17 protein-coding genes are annotated in these 15,924 nt (G+C 57.6%); 3 read left to right on the top strand and 14 right to left on the bottom strand.

The window, feature by feature from the left end:
* Positions 1 to 43: 43 nt before the first annotated feature.
* The 3 genes from RF819_RS08105 (at position 44) to RF819_RS08095 (ending at position 1,880) form a co-directional block, all read left to right on the top strand.
* Positions 44 to 433, top strand: a complete 390-nt coding sequence (locus RF819_RS08105; RefSeq protein ID WP_078364520.1) for a hypothetical protein — start codon at positions 44 to 46, stop codon at positions 431 to 433.
* 2 nt (positions 434 to 435) lie between these two features.
* Positions 436 to 810, top strand: coding sequence for a hypothetical protein (locus tag RF819_RS08100; RefSeq protein ID WP_078364519.1), 375 nt, complete (start codon positions 436 to 438; stop codon positions 808 to 810).
* Positions 811 to 944: 134 nt separating this feature from the next.
* Positions 945 to 1,880, top strand: coding sequence for a site-specific integrase (locus tag RF819_RS08095; protein ID WP_078364518.1), 936 nt, complete (start codon positions 945 to 947; stop codon positions 1,878 to 1,880).
* Positions 1,881 to 1,943: 63 nt separating this feature from the next.
* Here the strand turns inward: RF819_RS08095 and RF819_RS08090 are convergent, their stop codons facing one another.
* The 14 genes from RF819_RS08090 to rsxC all read right to left on the bottom strand — a co-directional run bounded on the left by RF819_RS08090 (position 1,944) and on the right by rsxC (position 15,924).
* The gene (locus RF819_RS08090; protein ID WP_207160730.1) at positions 1,944 to 2,636 is read right to left on the bottom strand and encodes a hypothetical protein; all 693 of its coding nucleotides are present in this window, start codon (positions 2,634 to 2,636) and stop codon (positions 1,944 to 1,946) included.
* 2 nt (positions 2,637 to 2,638) lie between these two features.
* Positions 2,639 to 3,769 (bottom strand): hypothetical protein, encoded by a 1,131-nt coding sequence (locus RF819_RS08085; protein WP_078364516.1) that lies wholly within the window; start codon positions 3,767 to 3,769, stop codon positions 2,639 to 2,641.
* Positions 3,769 to 4,761, bottom strand: coding sequence for a PD-(D/E)XK nuclease domain-containing protein (locus tag RF819_RS08080; protein WP_078364515.1), 993 nt, complete (start codon positions 4,759 to 4,761; stop codon positions 3,769 to 3,771). The genes RF819_RS08085 and RF819_RS08080 overlap by 1 nt, the downstream gene beginning before the upstream one ends.
* 240 nt (positions 4,762 to 5,001) lie before the next feature.
* Entirely contained in the window at positions 5,002 to 5,229 is a 228-nt protein-coding gene (locus RF819_RS08075) for an AbrB/MazE/SpoVT family DNA-binding domain-containing protein (RefSeq protein WP_143541638.1), read from the bottom strand.
* Positions 5,230 to 5,293: 64 nt separating this feature from the next.
* Positions 5,294 to 6,553: a hypothetical protein gene (locus RF819_RS08070; RefSeq protein WP_143541637.1), complete on the bottom strand. Its 1,260-nt coding sequence runs from the start codon at positions 6,551 to 6,553 to the stop codon at positions 5,294 to 5,296.
* Positions 6,554 to 6,844: 291 nt separating this feature from the next.
* Positions 6,845 to 7,876 (bottom strand): hypothetical protein, encoded by a 1,032-nt coding sequence (locus tag RF819_RS08065; RefSeq protein WP_078364512.1) that lies wholly within the window; start codon positions 7,874 to 7,876, stop codon positions 6,845 to 6,847.
* Positions 7,877 to 7,922: 46 nt separating this feature from the next.
* The gene (locus tag RF819_RS21665) at positions 7,923 to 8,561 is read right to left on the bottom strand and encodes a helix-turn-helix transcriptional regulator (RefSeq protein WP_078364511.1); all 639 of its coding nucleotides are present in this window, start codon (positions 8,559 to 8,561) and stop codon (positions 7,923 to 7,925) included.
* Positions 8,562 to 8,828: 267 nt separating this feature from the next.
* On the bottom strand, positions 8,829 to 10,058 hold the full coding sequence (locus tag RF819_RS08055) for a tyrosine-type recombinase/integrase (protein ID WP_078364510.1): 1,230 nt from the start codon (positions 10,056 to 10,058) through the stop codon (positions 8,829 to 8,831).
* 299 nt (positions 10,059 to 10,357) lie between these two features.
* On the bottom strand, positions 10,358 to 11,218 hold the full coding sequence (locus RF819_RS08050; protein WP_078364509.1) for an FAD-binding oxidoreductase: 861 nt from the start codon (positions 11,216 to 11,218) through the stop codon (positions 10,358 to 10,360).
* A 252-nt stretch (positions 11,219 to 11,470) separates the two neighbouring features.
* Positions 11,471 to 12,052 (bottom strand): electron transport complex protein RnfA, encoded by a 582-nt coding sequence (locus RF819_RS08040; RefSeq protein ID WP_078364508.1) that lies wholly within the window; start codon positions 12,050 to 12,052, stop codon positions 11,471 to 11,473.
* Positions 12,053 to 12,054: 2 nt separating this feature from the next.
* Entirely contained in the window at positions 12,055 to 12,714 is a 660-nt protein-coding gene (rsxE, locus tag RF819_RS08035; protein ID WP_078364507.1) for an electron transport complex subunit RsxE, read from the bottom strand.
* Positions 12,711 to 13,412: an RnfABCDGE type electron transport complex subunit G gene (locus RF819_RS08030; RefSeq protein WP_242472800.1), complete on the bottom strand. Its 702-nt coding sequence runs from the start codon at positions 13,410 to 13,412 to the stop codon at positions 12,711 to 12,713. Before RF819_RS08030 ends, rsxE begins: the two co-directional genes overlap by 4 nt.
* Positions 13,409 to 14,554: an RnfABCDGE type electron transport complex subunit D gene (locus RF819_RS08025; protein ID WP_078364506.1), complete on the bottom strand. Its 1,146-nt coding sequence runs from the start codon at positions 14,552 to 14,554 to the stop codon at positions 13,409 to 13,411. The genes RF819_RS08030 and RF819_RS08025 overlap by 4 nt, the downstream gene beginning before the upstream one ends.
* Entirely contained in the window at positions 14,551 to 15,924 is a 1,374-nt protein-coding gene (gene rsxC / locus RF819_RS08020) for an electron transport complex subunit RsxC (RefSeq protein ID WP_078364505.1), read from the bottom strand. Before rsxC ends, RF819_RS08025 begins: the two co-directional genes overlap by 4 nt.

The following is a 15,924-nucleotide window of genomic DNA, read 5'->3' as shown; positions in this document are numbered from 1 at the left end:
GGCGTCGCGCTCATGCGGCTGAACCCTCAACTGGAACTCAGCCATGACCGAACCTCTGGATCCCTCGCGCCCTATAGCAGGCGTTGAGCCACACACCCTTCGCGCCAATCAGATATGCCTGGACGCTCCTGCATTGTTCTCATTGGGGCATGTGGTCGCCACTCCGGCAGCATTGGCGCTGATTGAAAAGCACGGCGCGTCCATTCCACAATTGCTGAACCGCCATCAAACCGGTGACTGGCAGGAGTTGTGCGAGGAAGACCGGGATGCAAATTGGCACGCTGTCTTTGCGGGTGGGCGTGTTCTGAGCGCATACAACATTTCCTCAGCCAGTCCCGCAGGTGAATCGGCCAAGATTTGGATCATTTCTGAGGGGCATGAGCCGGTTCAATCGTACGCCGTAACGACCATCCTGACCCCGGCTTGCTATTGACCATGGCAGCAGACCTCATCCAAACGCGACCAGCACGGGAACTGTTGCTTCGACTACCTTTGCTGCCCACTTCGCCAGACCTCCGCATTGATTACGAGGCTGCAAACCCGGATGTACTGCTGGCGCTGGCCGACAGCGCAGAGACGGTAATCGCTACCTTGAACCACGGGCTGTCTGCGGTAGGAATCATTCTGGCGCATGCTTCGCCCGAGGTCGGAAGTGAGATCGGCAGCGACACCATCGAATCACTGGGCTGGTTCATAGGGGAAGCATCCGACATGGCTGCAACCTTGTTGAGCTTTGCCATCGCGTGCAGGCACCACACCGCTGACTACACGCTGCCGAAACCCGATAGGGCGCCCGTGGCCAGATTTTGACAACGAAAGTCACCGGAACACCACCACCGAGCCGCGCACCGTCGCGGCATTTTTTCAACCGAACCACGCCAGCAAAACACATATTTGCTGGCGTGCTTCGTTGCGCAAAACGTGCATGAATTTGAGGGCCAACCATGTCTAAAACGTCGACAACCCGATTGGACGACTCTTCAGCCAATATCGCTTCTATGACGGCGGACGACTTCGCAAAGGCATCTTTGGCTGCATCCACGCGCCGAGAGTATGCGAAGGATGTGGCCTACTTCCAGCAAGACTGCTCGCTACCGGCTACGCCCACTATGGTGGCGGACTGGCTTGCCAAAGTTGCCAGCAAGCTGGCACCGGCCACAATCCAGCGGCGCATGATCGCCGTGCACGCCTGGCACAAGCAGAATGGGCACGCTTCGCCGATTCTGGATGGCCGGGTTAAGCAAGTGTTTTCCGGCATCACTCGTACCGTTGGAGGGGGCGTGCAACGTGCCGTCAAGCCCTTGATGCGAGACGATCTGCTGGCAGTTTTGGCAGCAGTGGAGCGTCAAAGGCCGCTACGTGCTGCAAGGGATGCAGCATTGCTGCTGGTCATGTTCAGTGGAGCGTTACGGCGTCAGTCAGCCGCTGACCTTCGTGTGGATGACATCACCTCGCACGAACATGGGATCGACATCTTGTTGCGCAAGAGCAAGACTGACCAATCGGGCAAGGGGCTGGTGGTCAGCATCCCATTTGCGTTTGGCGATAAGTGTCCGGTCAAGGCTATTGCCAAGTGGCGGGAGCTTGCAGGAATTGAATCAGGCTACTTGTTCCGCAGCGTCAGCCACTCTGAGGTTGTCGGTACCACGAGGCTGGACGTTGGTTCGATCTGCCGCATCATCAAGCATGCGGTGGCACTGTCTGGCAGGGATGCCAGCCAATACAGTTCTCACTCGGCTCGGGCCGGATTTGTCAGCTCTGCAGCAGTTGCTCAAATGCCCTTGGCCGAAATCGCCCAGGTGACAAAACACCGGGGCATTCAGTCCCTACAAAAATACCTGCGGGTGGTGGATCAGCGGCGAACAAAGTCACTCCTTTGAATGGTGGAAATGGGGTCGTGCCGCTGTAGGGTTTGCCTCGTCCCCAAACCAAACTTAGGAGGGCTACCGCTGGTGGCCTCTTGTGGCATCAGCTAACGCCATGCGCAAAGGCAGCATTAGATACTCAATGGAGTCTTCAGAGCTCAGCGCGGCAGACCCACCTGACGAAAGCACCACCGTACCTCGGTGAGGACTTGTAAGGCGAAGCTGGATCTTCTCCATCGCGAACTTCCTGTCCTGGGTGAGCGCGGTACAGGCGGCACGAACGTCCCTGTCACCCTTGATGACCACCTTCGCAACGATGCCCGGCTCAATCTCTAGGGCGCCGATCTGCAGGGAGTCGAGAACTGACGAAACTCCGCAGACGTTCTGAAGCAGTGCCGACCACGACAAGACATCGACCACCGCAGGCGTGATTGCAACCTCAAAATCCACAGCCTCAGACAGCCGATTCATCAATGCCTGAACATTGCGCGGTGGATCAATCAGTTCCAGGCCGGGGGCCGCGGACGATGCCCTGAATAGCGTTTGTCGGAACTCAACTCGTTCAAAAGTCAGCTCCTTCCCAAAGGGATCAACGACGACATCGGTGTATTCGACCCGTTCCACGTAGCGCGCCTCAAGGTAGTCATCGCGCACCCGGTCAATGAAAAATCCGTGCCCCGATTCGCCCTCGAATGTACGCATCTTGATTCGCTTCGCCAGTGTGCGAATCGAGGTAGGCCATTCAACTTGGAACCAGCGAAATCTTTTCATGGTCACTCCTTGGAATCACCGGATTCGTCATCGGCAGCTTCTTTCAGCAGGTCAGCCAACACTTTTCTGGCGGTTTCCTCAACGAGTGAAAATAGCTGAGCTTTCTCTGCATCGGTTACATGGACAATCGACTTCCGATGCGTCCCCTTGTGCGCGCGAAAGGCGCCTTGCGCTTGATACCGGAAGCCAGTGCCCGTTTTACGGTTCTCGAATCCTGCATCAAACTGAATGATGTCATTTGGTTCGCGCTCGTGCTCCGAACGCCATGTGATCGCCGTAATGAAGAAGCCTCGTGCAGTCAGGTCTTTGTACTCCTGCGACTGAACGAGGTTCTGTCCCGACAACGCCATACTGTGCACAACGGCTGCAAACATTTCCTTTGCAACCCCGTCCTCAAGGTCTTCTTCCAAATCAAGACTGTCTTCCTCGTCCTCGCTTTTGGTTTGCAGCGAAGACACTTTAAGGTTCATCACGTTCTTGAGCTTGTATCCCGGCAACGACGAAATCAATCGCGTGAAAAATTTTGAGCGCAACGCAGGTGTGGTAAGGCCCGTCAGTTCAATCGTTTCTTCAACGATCATTTCCTTCCGCTTTTGCTCCACCGTTTCCTTGATGGCAGCAACAACCCGCTTCGCCTTGTCAGTCGCAGGGAGCCTGACCACGGTCTGGCCGTTTTCCACGAAAAATTCGATCCCGGCCTCGTGGCGCTCGCGCTGAAGCAATCGAGTCCGCGTGTGATTGAATTCCTCATAGGAAATGTTAACTGCGTAGCCCGTTCCACCCTTGGGTCGATGCGTAACGTTCTCGCTGACGCCTACGGCCTCGGCGTAGGCCGTCGCTGCCTCCTTCATCTCTTCAACAGAGAGCTGAGACCCTAACCGAACGAAGGTGGTCTTTTCACGTCGATGTGCCGGTTCTCGCTTTTGGACAATGCCCGCGATGTCGTGGAAATCATGCGGCAAGAGAGACAGGCGATCAGCCAGTTCCTCTCGGGTGTCCTCGGGCGAGTAAAAAATCCCTCTATCCCGTGCAAGTTCACGAAGCACCGATGCGGTAAGCCGCTGCTTGCCAGAAATCAACAAATCGTAAATGTCGTTGTCGTTGGCGCTCAGGTGGTCGAGAAACTCAGCCATTACCATGTCCCCAAATCAATTGCCGAATAGGTGCTCTTGACCTTATTCATCGGCTCATACTTGATTGCATTCACATACCCAGCCAAATCGGTCTTGCTGGCATCAACGTTGATGCCTTCGATGTATTGCTGTTGTGCACGCTGAAAGGTCGGAGAGGAAATTGGTGACGCTCCAAGCGTTTTGATAGTTACTGCCGTGTTATCGTCCAACAGCTCGTACTTGCGAAGCGTATCAATCAAGTACATGAACTCGTCGGCCGTCTCACCTTTTCTGGAATAAAAGACCACGACACCCCGCTTCGCACTGCCTTTCGGGTCGCGATGCTCCAGAATAATTATGGGCGATGTCAGCATTTCAAGCGTTGCGGCTTTGGCGGTTCGCGCCTGAAGATTCGCACGCCGATTCAACTGTGGATGGAAGTAGGAGCAAAACTCATGCGATGGAAGCTCTGCGGGCCGCTTACCTCGCATTCTCTGAACTTCGTCGCGAATGTTGTCTAGCCAGAAAATTTCCTTTGGCCCCAGCACGAAAAGCTTTGCGTCTCTGGGAAGGTGTAGGGATTCCGGGCTAATGCCAATCAGATTTTTCTGAAAATCTGCCTCGTATTCCCCATCATGGTTGTATACAAACAGTAATCCACAGATTGAAGCTGTCACATGGTCGTGACCGTGCAATTCCCGCCATCGGTCGCTTTTATCAGCGCAGGCAATCTGTTTTGCAAGACTTTCCACGGCGGATTTAACCGATGCCGGGCGGATAGTCCCCTTGGCATAACTCTTTAGGTCGCAATGGACGTACGTTCTGACCGGAGAATATGGTTCGTCGTAGTAATAGACAACATCGCAGGGGTGTGTCTTTACGTCGTGACGCCCTTGATCTTCACAAGGCCAGTCATGGTTTGTTGGCCCCGTTTTGTCCCAAAAAAACTCGCTGAACAAGTCTGTCGCTGCGACCTCTGCAAGTTTTGCTGTATTCTCGTTCTCCGCTGACATTCGCGCTCCCTGTCGGGTTGCCCCGCTTTTCTGTTATGACGGACGATTTACTCTTTCAGTATATCGCTGACCTTTGAACAAAGGCCGCCAGTTCGAGAGCGAAGATTCATCTGCAAACGGTGCAGACGCACAGCAGCGCAACTCGCACCAGTAGATGCACTGCGTCCCGTGCCGCAACTTTGGCGGGCTGCCCGATGATCCACAGTCGGCTGGATGGCGCGGTGAGTTCCAGCAACAGGCTCACCATTGCTCAGGTTCCCATTCGGTGGAGGAAGATGCATTGACAGCCTCCGTACCGTCAGACTCGGCTGGGGTGATGTTGCGTACAGGTCGAATCCGGATATCGCCGCTGTCCAATAGTCTGATGGAGACGGCGCTGCGTGCGCTCAGCCCTGCAGCTTCCAAAACGGACTTGGGCAGTCTGAGGCCCACCGAGTGGCCCCAGCGATTCAAACGGGTGTTGCTCATGGCAGGATGCTCCGAATAGTCGATGAATACCGTCAAATTGGCAGTGACTACCCGCTGGTGCCATTCAGTTAGCAGCATGCAAGCTGGCCAACTGCTCACTCTTGGCAAACAACATCCATCGGCCAAGCCAGGCCTGCTTTTGGGCCTCATCGTCGAATTTCGGAACCACCCCATCCATCACAAACGCCAGCCCCTGGTGTAGCTCCTCAATGATCGCGGGAGCGGTGCGCTCAGACACCACCAGATTACGCATTTCATCTGGCAACGACCAGCGCCTCGGATACTGTAATTGCCGCCCCAAGTTCGCGGACTTGAAACGCAGCTTCTTTCTTTGCTTGTCTGCAATGTCTGGGCCGTGTGCCGCCAGAATCGCCAACCTGTCCCGACTGACTCGGTACTCGGGCAAGGTTTCCACTACATCTTCACCGGCCTCAAAACGTTTCAGCGTGTCCAGCGCCGTACTGCCTTTCAGAGCTTCCACATTCAAATCTCCACGGCGACAAAATCCCAGCGAGCGCCACACCGTCACCATGGCATGCTCCAGGGTCTCTGGTGTCATGTCGCGCAGATACCGAATCCCGGCATAATTGAGCGTATTGGCTCCTGCCAGCAGCTCATTGCGGGCATGACTTTCCAGAATCGGCATGTGGGGCGAGATCACCGACTTCATGGCGTCAGACACATAGTGATCGTGGTTCGCCCTGCGGCTGCGTCTTTTTGAGCGCATCAATTCAGGTTTGCAGTACTGGCGGAAAAAGTCACCACTCTTGAGCGTTACCAGCAAACTGGTCCCGGATTTGGTATTGCGAGGATCAGCATCTTCAACGCCGATGTCACGGCGGGCACTCAGCGACCGCAATGCAAGGGCGTGGGCATGCGTCCGCAACTGGAGTGCATGCCGAGCCTTCGAGCTGGCAGTCTGCGTATCCCAAGTGCACTCCACCAGCATGACCAGGGCGTGTTCCAAGTAACGCTGGATTTCATGTTCGACCATGCCGATAGAAAGCAAGACAATCTTGAGCAACAATTCCAAGCATTGCAGCTCCCAATGCAGCACCTCCAGCCCCGCATGAAAGCAGTTGTGCCCGATCAATGCAGAGGCGACGGGAATGCTGATTTCTACATACCCCAGCCTTGAGCCAGCCACCTCTTTGATGAGGTAGGTCACTTCAATCTGAGCCCCGGTCAGTGGGCTTTGCATGTATGTCGTGGTTTGCTTGGTTTTTGCTTGCGAAAACCGGTGGTATGAAACCTGAGCAAGACGTTTCCAATGACGTTCGTGGACTGGCCCCCACAGGCTGTTGACGATGATTCGATCTATCATGATTGCTAAAAATGGTTGAATTGGTGTATTCGGTGAATAGCGCCAACATTGCATTCGGTCTGACGGGTTCACCAGTGGTTTTGGCTTTCCAGCAGTGGAGCCCGACTGGCGCGATATCGAGAGCCCCAGATATGACGTAATGCTCCCTCCCAGCAGGCACATGTCCCGTCAACCGAAGACTAGGCGAACACCGCCGCAAGCACTACCCACTCCGGATTTATGCACTTATGCATTTATGCACGCATGCAGGGGATGCATCGGCACTCCCCCATATGCATGTCACACCCCGCTTCAATGCAGGCCAGTCTCCCCACCCGACGACAAGGGCTTCGTGATGACTTCAGACCGCCGCGGTCCAGGTGCGCCTTTCGCTGCCCCGGCGAGATCACGCGAGACGGTGTACTGGGGAATGCCCAGCGCCAGGACGATCTCCTTTTGCTTCATACCCTGGGCGGCCATGTTGCACACCTGAATCCGGCGTTCGGCGATGGCAATCTCCTTCGCCGAGAGTTCGGACTCGGGGTCACGCCATTCCCAGCCCGTCTTGAATTCACCATCGACCACCGCCCACCACCATTGGATCTTGGCGGGGAGCTTGTCGCTCAGCCCCAGCTTGTTGCGCACGATGTTGAAGCCGCCGCCGATCTCGGTCGGCGCACAGCTATCGGGCGTGAGGCGAATCAGGTTCGTGGTATGCGCCAAGAACTGGCCGCAGAAGCGGTCGCCAGCCTTCGTGGCATGGTCGAACACCACCAGGGCGATGTTGCGCTTGGACAAGTCTTCCAGCACCCACTCCAGGTTGACGTTGTCATCGCGGCGATCTCGCTTCGGGGCAAGCCAGGATTCGAGGTCGTCGAGGATCACCACCTTGGTGTGAGGGCGGGCCAACAGCGTCTCGCGCAGCGCATTGCGGCCTTCGAGCGTGTCCAAGTAGACGGCGCTGTCTTTCTCGTGATGGCGGTGGTAGACGGTCAAGTGCTTTTGGGTGTCGGCGCAGGTCCAGTCGCGGTCGTACTGCTGCAGAACATGGAGGAAGGCTGCGTCCGCCGCTGCGTGTCCGCTACTGTCAAGCAGAAGAACATCGACCGCGCCTGCGGTCACGAACGGTCCCAGGTCGCTGTTCGTGGCGAGGCTGCGCCCCAACAAGTACATGAAGGGCGACGTCTCCACGCCGGCGTCGGCACGGATGACGGTGATTTCGGCAGCGTTGATGATCCCATGCATCAGCGGAGGTTGAAGGTGCTTCGGGCGTTGGGCCAGCTCGTCCAGACTGCGCAATTGGAAGCGCGTGATGTTGGAGTGGTCGTTTTTGGGAGAGGTCATGGCAATAGCTTTCCTGATGGTGTGTGAATGTCGATGAGGCCTTGGATCAACCGACGGTGGCGCTCGTGGCGCGGGCCGTGCTGCGCTTGGCCATGAGCTTTTGCACCCACAGTTCCACCTCACTCGCGACCCACCTCACGGCAGCGCGGCGAGAGGCACCCAAGCGGACGGGTTCAGGGAAGTCAGGTTGGGCGTAGATAAATGATTTGGCGAACCCAACGATGGACATCACGCGCTGGATGTCGATCAATTGAATGACAGGAGGATCGTCCGATCCCCGCTCAACGGAAACGCCGATGGTCAGCTTCGTGGAGTAGCGCGGGGCCTTCTTCTTGGCCTTTCCGCTCAGGTCTTTGACGTGAATGGAGACCTTGCCGGAGTAGCCAGGGCCGGAGGGCAGCTTTTTCTTGTCCAAAACGACGTGCTTGCCGTCTGGTTGCAGCATGTGATGCACCCACAAACGATCAGGGTCTTGCACCACATAGGTGTGGCCGTCTTTTGGTACGGGTTTGAAGTGCTTGGCGTAGGGGGCGCTGACGAATACCAAGCAGCTTTTGGGCATCCCCGCCAAAGCGCCTGCGACAGAGGTTGCGCAAGCTTTCGGCACGCCATAGATGTTGGCAACACGCGGGCGCTGTGCCTTACTCGTCAGAGATAGTTTCGGGGAATCAGAATCAATGTGCATTTCCAGTCTCGTTGGTTAGAGGGCTGGAAAGGCAAACGCCAACCAACCCGGTTAAGGGATAGTTGGCGTCGTTCGGACAAGTCCACTACTGCGGTGGAATCAAGCCATGCCTCAGCTTTGAAAAAGCTGCGGGACGCCTCGTCGAAGGATGCAGTGACGAGGAGTGACGGCCACATACGGACGCGTCACAAGCATATTCTCCGCTCAGAGGGCCTGGCTTGTCAAATTTGGTGCATCTTCAAAGCGGTTGCGGGCGAGTTAGTGCTTTTATGTTGGGCACGCTGACAGGCAGAAACTCTCCCAATCAGAGATGAGGCTGACCCGCTTGTCGTAGAAGTCTGTACGCAAGTACGCCGCCGCGACCGCATCAGGCAGTCTATGCGCCAGCGCCTGCTCGCAGACCTCGAACGGAAAGGTGGTCTGCTCCCCCGCCCAGTTTCGGAAGGTCGAGCGCATCCCGTGAACTGTGATGTCGGTGTAACCCATTCGTCGCAGGAGCATAGACATCGCCATATTGGAGAGTGGCGAGTCCTTTTTCCTTCCGGCGAAGACGTACTTCTTTCCCGAAAACGGGCGAACCAAAGTCAAGATTTCGAGTGCCCGCTTGCCCAGAGGAACACGGTGCTCAATGCCTGCCTTCATTCGCTCCTTGCCAATGACCCAGAGGCCTTTTGGCAAGTCGAATTCATCCCAGGTGGCATCAATCACTTCACCAGTACGCGACGCGCAGAGGATCAAAAATTCGAGTGCGTAGCGGGCCATACCGCTCTGCTCATTCAGTCCAACGATGAAGGTCGGCAGTTCCTCATATGGCAAGGCGGGATGGTGTTGGTGACGTTCAGCGTCCCGCAACTTGGGAAGCATGTGCTCAAGATGCCCTTTGAGCCTCGCAGGGTTATCGCCTTCACGCAGACCATGCACGGTTGCCCAGTCAATCACTGATTCGATGCGTCCACGCAAGCGCATGGCCGTTTCCGTCTTACTTACCCAGATTGGTTTGAGGACTCGAACGACATCTGCTGCATGCACTGCACCGACAGGCAACTGACCAATAAACGGATACGCATACTGGGACAGGGTGTTTTCCCATTGCTGTGCATGCTTAGCATTCTTCCAAGATGACCGGGACAGCGCAATGAATTCTTCGGCACAGGTTTGAAACGTCTTGGACTTGGCTTGTTGCAGCTTTTGCTCCCGTACAGCCTCCCTCTTGGCAGCCATGGGATCAACACCGCCAGCTCTGGCATCCCGCAGAGCTTGCGCCTTTTCACGGGCCTTTTGCAGCGACGTGCCGGGGTACGCACCCAAACCAACGGACTTGGCCTTGCCATGATCCATGTACCGGAACAACCAACTGGCCGTGCCGTTCTTTGCGATGCTCAGGTAGAGCCCTTGCCCGTCACCAACCAATGCATTCTTGGGCTTACTAAATGCAAGGTCTTGGATCTCTCGGATTTTTGCTTTGATCTTTAGGTCGGTAAGTTTGTGGATCGCCATGTGAGGTATTTTGGGTGAAGTTCTGTTCGACTCAACCCCAACTATCAAGCCACATATCAAAGTCGTGCGATTTCTACCGGATGGTCGCGGTGAATGGCGGACTCAAAATGCACGTAACCCGTTGAATCTCATGGGTTGCAGTACACTCGCGGAGAATAACGGAAGCTTCTTGCACTGTCACAGTCTCCGCCAAATCATATGCCCGAGCTGTTGAACTGAATCAGTTTTCTGCTTGGCCGCTTCTGAAGGACACATCAACCGTCCATCCCAGCCGATCACGCTTTGCCTGATCGGCTTTTTTAATACAAGACCTGGTTCCAGCGGCCGCTGTCAAGCAGGTGTTGATACAGCGTGGGCCAGTCCCCGGTGCTACCCACAATCTGTGCGAAGCTGTTCTCGACCTGGCCCAGCATGGCCTGTGGCCCGGCGACGAAGATGTGTGTTTGCGGGTCTTGCAGCATCTCTTTGAGCTCGCTGGCGTGCTGGTCCAAGGCGGCGCCCAAGGCCGGTGGTTCGTCGAAATGGGGTCGCGGGCTGAGTGCCTGAAACGCCTTGAAGGTGGCCTGGTCAAAATAGTTGGCCAGGTCAGCGTTCTCGGTGTTCATGTACAGCATTTCCAGGCCACTGCGGGCGCCATAAAACAGCCGGACCTTGCCTTCCCAGCCCCCTCGTGCGTCGTAGATTCGGCTGACCAGCCCCCGAAATGGGGCGATGCCGGTGCCCATGCCCACCATCAGCAGCGGTGCGCGGCGATTGGCAGGAATGGAGAACGGGTGCCCAACCGGGCCGGAAAATGTCATCACACTGCCCATCGGCAGGTCACACAGGTAGTTGGATGCCACACCGTCATAACGCTCCCCGCTGAAGTCGTCGAGGTAGGTGCAACGCCGCACCAGCAAGGAAAACTCGGTGCACTGTGCGTCAGTGTGGTCAATATGGGCCAACGAGTACAGCCGTGTGTGGTGGATGTTGCCAAACTGGCCGGGTGCCATGACCCGGATGCATTGGCCCACCCGAGCATCAAACCCGGCGTCGTCCGTTTCAAAAATCATGTGTCGCACGTCTTCTGACGAATCAGGAGGGGTGATGCGGCTGCTGCCGATCAACCTGGCTGAGTGTGTGGCGGTGTCGGTGGTGGTGTCATGGTTTGGGGTCTGCATGGGGCTCCATTCATCAAGGGTGTTTGCTTGGTCCAGAGATGGCATCGGTAGGGTTGGGCGAGCCGTTTGGCTGGTTGTTGCAGGGCTGAGCGCAAGCGCCACAACCGCCGCCACAGCCCCCTCCCGCTTCTTGGTAGGGGCCGCATTCAGGGTGTTGTTGTGCAAACCGACGTGCCACAGCCTGTACCGTGATCCACGCCGCCAGCAACAACAGCAACGCAGCAACGCTGCTCAGAAAGTGTGTCAGCATGCTTAGCCCCCGAGGCCGGCAAAACCCATGAACGACAGTGACAGGATGCCCGCCATCATCAACACCATGGCTGCACCCTGGGCGATGTCAGGCACTTCAACCAGTTGGACCCGTTCTCGCAAGCCCGCCATCAAGACCAAAGCCAGGGTGAAACCGGCGCCACCTCCTATGGCAAAAGCCATCGACTGCAACAGGGTGTAGTCACGCGCAGTCTGGATCAGCGCCACGCCCAGCACCGCACAATTGGTGGTGATCAGCGGCAGGTAGATGCCCAACGCCCGAAACAACACCGGGCTGTGTTTCTTGAGCACCATCTCCACCAGTTGCACGGCCGAGGCAATGACAACGATATAGGCGATCAGGCGCAAAAACTCCAGGTGCATCACACCCAGCAACCAGTTCAGCCCATAGGCGCACAAGGCTGCAACCGCCATCACGAAGGTGGTGGCCACCCCCATCGGGAAAGCCGTGTCCAACTTGCCGGAAACCCCCAAAAAGGGACACAGACCGAGGAACATCGCCAGCACGAAGTTGTTGGCGAGCAGGGCACCTATGAAAATCTGGAAGCTTGATTCGTGTGCCATCGTCAGGCTCCTTGTGAGCTTGTGCTCGGCTTGGCCGAGACCTTGGGTTGGCGCTTTTTCCACCAAGCAAACACCAGCAGCCACCCCCCCAGTACAAAAAAGCCGCCCGGCGGCAAGACCATCACCACCCAGGGCTGAAAGTTGGCGCCGAACAGTGACACGCCAAACAAGGCGCCGGTACCCAAGATCTCGCGCACGGTACCCAGCGCCAACAAGCCGAGCGTGAACCCTGCACCCATGCCCAGGGCGTTGAGCATCGCGGTGGTGGGTGGGTTTTTGGACGCGTGCGCCTCGGCACGACCCAGAATGATGCAATTGACCACAATCAGCTGGATGAAAGCGCCCAGCGCATCGTAGAGGGTGAGGCTGACGGCCTGGATGCCATAGTCGACCGCTGTCACAAAGGTGGCGATGATCACGATGTACGTGGCGATCCGGACTTCTTTGGGCACGATGTGGCGCAACATCGAGACCAGACCACAAGACGCGACCAGTACCAGCGTGGTGGCCAAGCCCATCGACAGTGCATTCATGGCAGATACCGTGACCGCCAGCGTGGGACACATGCCGAGCATCATGACAAAAACCGGGTTCTGCCGCCAGAGACCTTCGAGCAGGTTGTCCCATGAGGAGACCGTGTTGGGTGCGATGGGTGCGTTCATGGTGCCTTCTGAATCTGGTCGATTTGGGGAACAAGGCGCGGCAACAGCGCCTGCGCTGCGTCGTTGATGGCACGGCCAACAGCACGGGAGGTGATGGTTGCGCCAGAGATGGCGTCCACCTGCCATGCTTGAGTTTTGGTGCCGTGTTTGACCGTTTTGACTTCGTTGGCCAAAGCCTTGAGTTCGCCGTTGAGCCTTGTGTCAAGTGACTTGAAGTTAGCCAGGAAGGCCGTGTCGGTGAGGATCTTGTCACCAATGCCGGGTGTTTCGCGCATGCTGATCACACCGATGCCAACCACACAGGCACAGGGTGGCGAGTACCCGAAGAGGATGCGCACCGTGTCGGCATAACCTTTGGCCGAGCCTTCGGCGGCGATGCCCATCAGGCGCCCGGTGGTGTCATAGGCCGCATGAAAACGCAAAGCGCCGACTGGTGTGTCATCGCTGTTGGCGGGCTCAATGGCGCCGTTGGACAGAGCCAGGTAAGAGAGGGTCTGATGGGCGCCAGGCAATACCTTGGTGATGGCGCGCTCCAGCGCGACCCGGCGGTTGTCACGCACCGCAGACAGGCTGCCTTCGTAGGCGCTCACGATGATCAGGCCGCAAATGGCGGCGACCAGCCCCAGGGTGAGCACCATGGCACGGGTGGGGGTTTGCGCCACTGACGGGGGGATGGCCGGTGTGTGCGGTGTGTTCATGGCTTGGGTTTGTTTTTCAACAAGCGCTTTTTGGGTGTGACGGCATTGGCTTCCTCACGCGAGATGTACTCCGGGTGCAAGGGGTAGCTGGCACCGCGTTTGGGTTGCAGCAAACCGGATTTGCCAAACGGCGTCGGTTGGGTGATGCGCTCAATCAGCGGCGTGGCGGCATTGCTGATGAGGATGGCGTACATCACCCCTTCGGGCAAACCGCTGTAGTAGCGAATCACCACGGTCAACACACCAATCAAGGCACCATAAACCCACATGCCGCGCGGTGTGACCGGTGATGTCGCCATGTCGGTGGCCATGTAAATCGCCCCCAACATCAGACCACCGGAAAACATCATGAAAAACGGGTTGGGGTAACGCACCGGGTCCAGGCCATACAGCATCCAGGCGGTGAGGCCTGCGCTGCCCAGAATGGCAACCGGGATGCGCCAGTCCATAAACCGTCGTAGAGCCAGATACGCACCACAGGCCAGGATCAACAGGGGCGATGGCCCCACGGCCATGTGGCCAGCCAAAGACGAGAGCAAATCCTGCGGCAGCACCATCAGGCCGTCGAACTTCCATTTGGCCAGGGGGGTGGCGCCGCTGAGTCCGTCGATCTGCATGTTTTGCAACCAGGCCGTGGTATCCGGTGGTTGCATCATGGGCCAGGCCAGCGTACTAGGGATGAAGTTGATGAAACGACCGGGCAGGAACGACGGTGTGTAGCTGGCAATGGCCACGGGAAAGGCCGCCTGGACAAAAGCTCGTCCCACCAGCGCCGGGTTGAACACATTGAAGCCGATGCCGCCAAACAGGGCCTTGCCCAGCGCGATGGCCACCACACCCGCCACACAACCCATCCATAGCGGGAAACCCGGCGGAAGGGTTAACGCCAGCAGCAATCCTGTGATGACCGCAGACCAGTCAGACAATGAACCCGACTGGGTGCCGGTCTTGACAAACAAGCGTTCGGTGAACAGGCAGGCCGCTGTCACACACAGCAGGGACGCCAGTGCCGAGACACCGTATTGGTAGACAAAAAAGGCACACACGGGCAGCAGGGAGCCGACCACGTTGCGCATGATCTGCTCCACGGTGCGTGGCGCCTTGATGTGCGGGGCACTGCGGATTTCGATAGCGGTACTCATAAGGCGCTCGCCTTTTCACGCAGCACCTGTTTGGCGATGCGAAATTGCTGGACCAGCGGGATGTTGGACGGGCACACATAGGTGCAGCAGCCGCACTCAAAACAGTCACCCAGGTGGTAACGCTGCCCCATCAATTCGTACTCACGTTTGGCGGCCAGCATGCCCAAGGCCGAGGGGTTGAGACCCATTGGGCACGATTCAACACACTCGCCGCATTTGATGCAGGGAAAGGTGCGGCGGCCATCGCGGTCGGCCATGTCCTCCGGATGAAAAACCAGGATGCCTGACACCCCCTTGGTAATCGGTGTGTCGAGTGAGGCCACGGCCTGCCCCATCATGGGGCCACCCAGCACCAGCTGGCAGGCGCTGGGCGCATGGCTGGACGGTTGTGCTGATGCCCCCGCCCATTCAAGAACAAAGGAGATGGGTGTGCCAAGTGGCACCCGGTAGTCCCCTGGTCGGCTGACACCCGGCCCGGCGATGGTCACCACACGTTCGGTCAGCCCCTGACCAGCAGGCAGCAGTTGTCCCAGAGCCGCCAGGGTGCCGACATTGTTCATCACCATGCCCAGGGAAACCGGCAGCGCGCCAGAGGGAATCTCGACACCAAACAGTGCCATGAGCAACATCTTCTCGGATCCTTGCGGGTACTTGGTCGGCACCGCTTCCACAAAAATGTTGTCAAGGCGCGTGGCGTCGATCACCGACTGGATGGCCGCAACCGCATCCGGTTTGTTGTCCTCGACACCAACGATGCCGCGCACCGCACCCGTCGCACGCATGGCCAGCTGCATCCCCAGGATCAGTTCCTTGGTGTTTTCCAGCATCACGCGGTGGTCACAGGTCAGATACGGTTCACATTCACAACCGTTGACCACCAGTGTGTGGACTTTGGCCTGTTTGGGCACCATCAGCTTGGCGTGGGTCGGGAAGGCTGCACCGCCCAGGCCCACCAAGCCGCTGTCCCAGACGGCTTGCAGAATCTCTGGACCATCCATGACGCTGGTGTCACGCGGCACGCCCCACAGATCCTCCTGCGTGGCCCCGGCATAAGGGCGGATGATGATCGACTCGGTCCAGGGGCCGCGTGCGCTGGGCCGTAGTTCAATGGCTTCCACCACACCGGTTGCCGGCGCGTGGTGTGGCACCGACAGCCAGTCCTCACCTTTGGCAATCGGCTGACCGCGCACCACCTCTTGCCCCACCTGAACCATGGGGCGAGGGGCTTTGCCAATGTGTTGCGACAGCGGGACCACCAGCTCGGGTGCAAAGGGCAGGCGGCGGATCGGCGTGTGGGCCGTGTGTTTGTTTTGCGGCGGATGGATGCCGCGCGCAAACGTCTCACCACGCAGGAAGTTGAGGAACTTCAT

It is taken from the genome of Rhodoferax fermentans (assembly GCF_002017865.1).
Lineage (GTDB): Bacteria > Pseudomonadota > Gammaproteobacteria > Burkholderiales > Burkholderiaceae_C > Rhodoferax > Rhodoferax fermentans.
The sequence above is the reverse complement of the archived record's forward strand: the minus strand, read 5'-3'. Positions and strand labels throughout refer to the sequence as shown.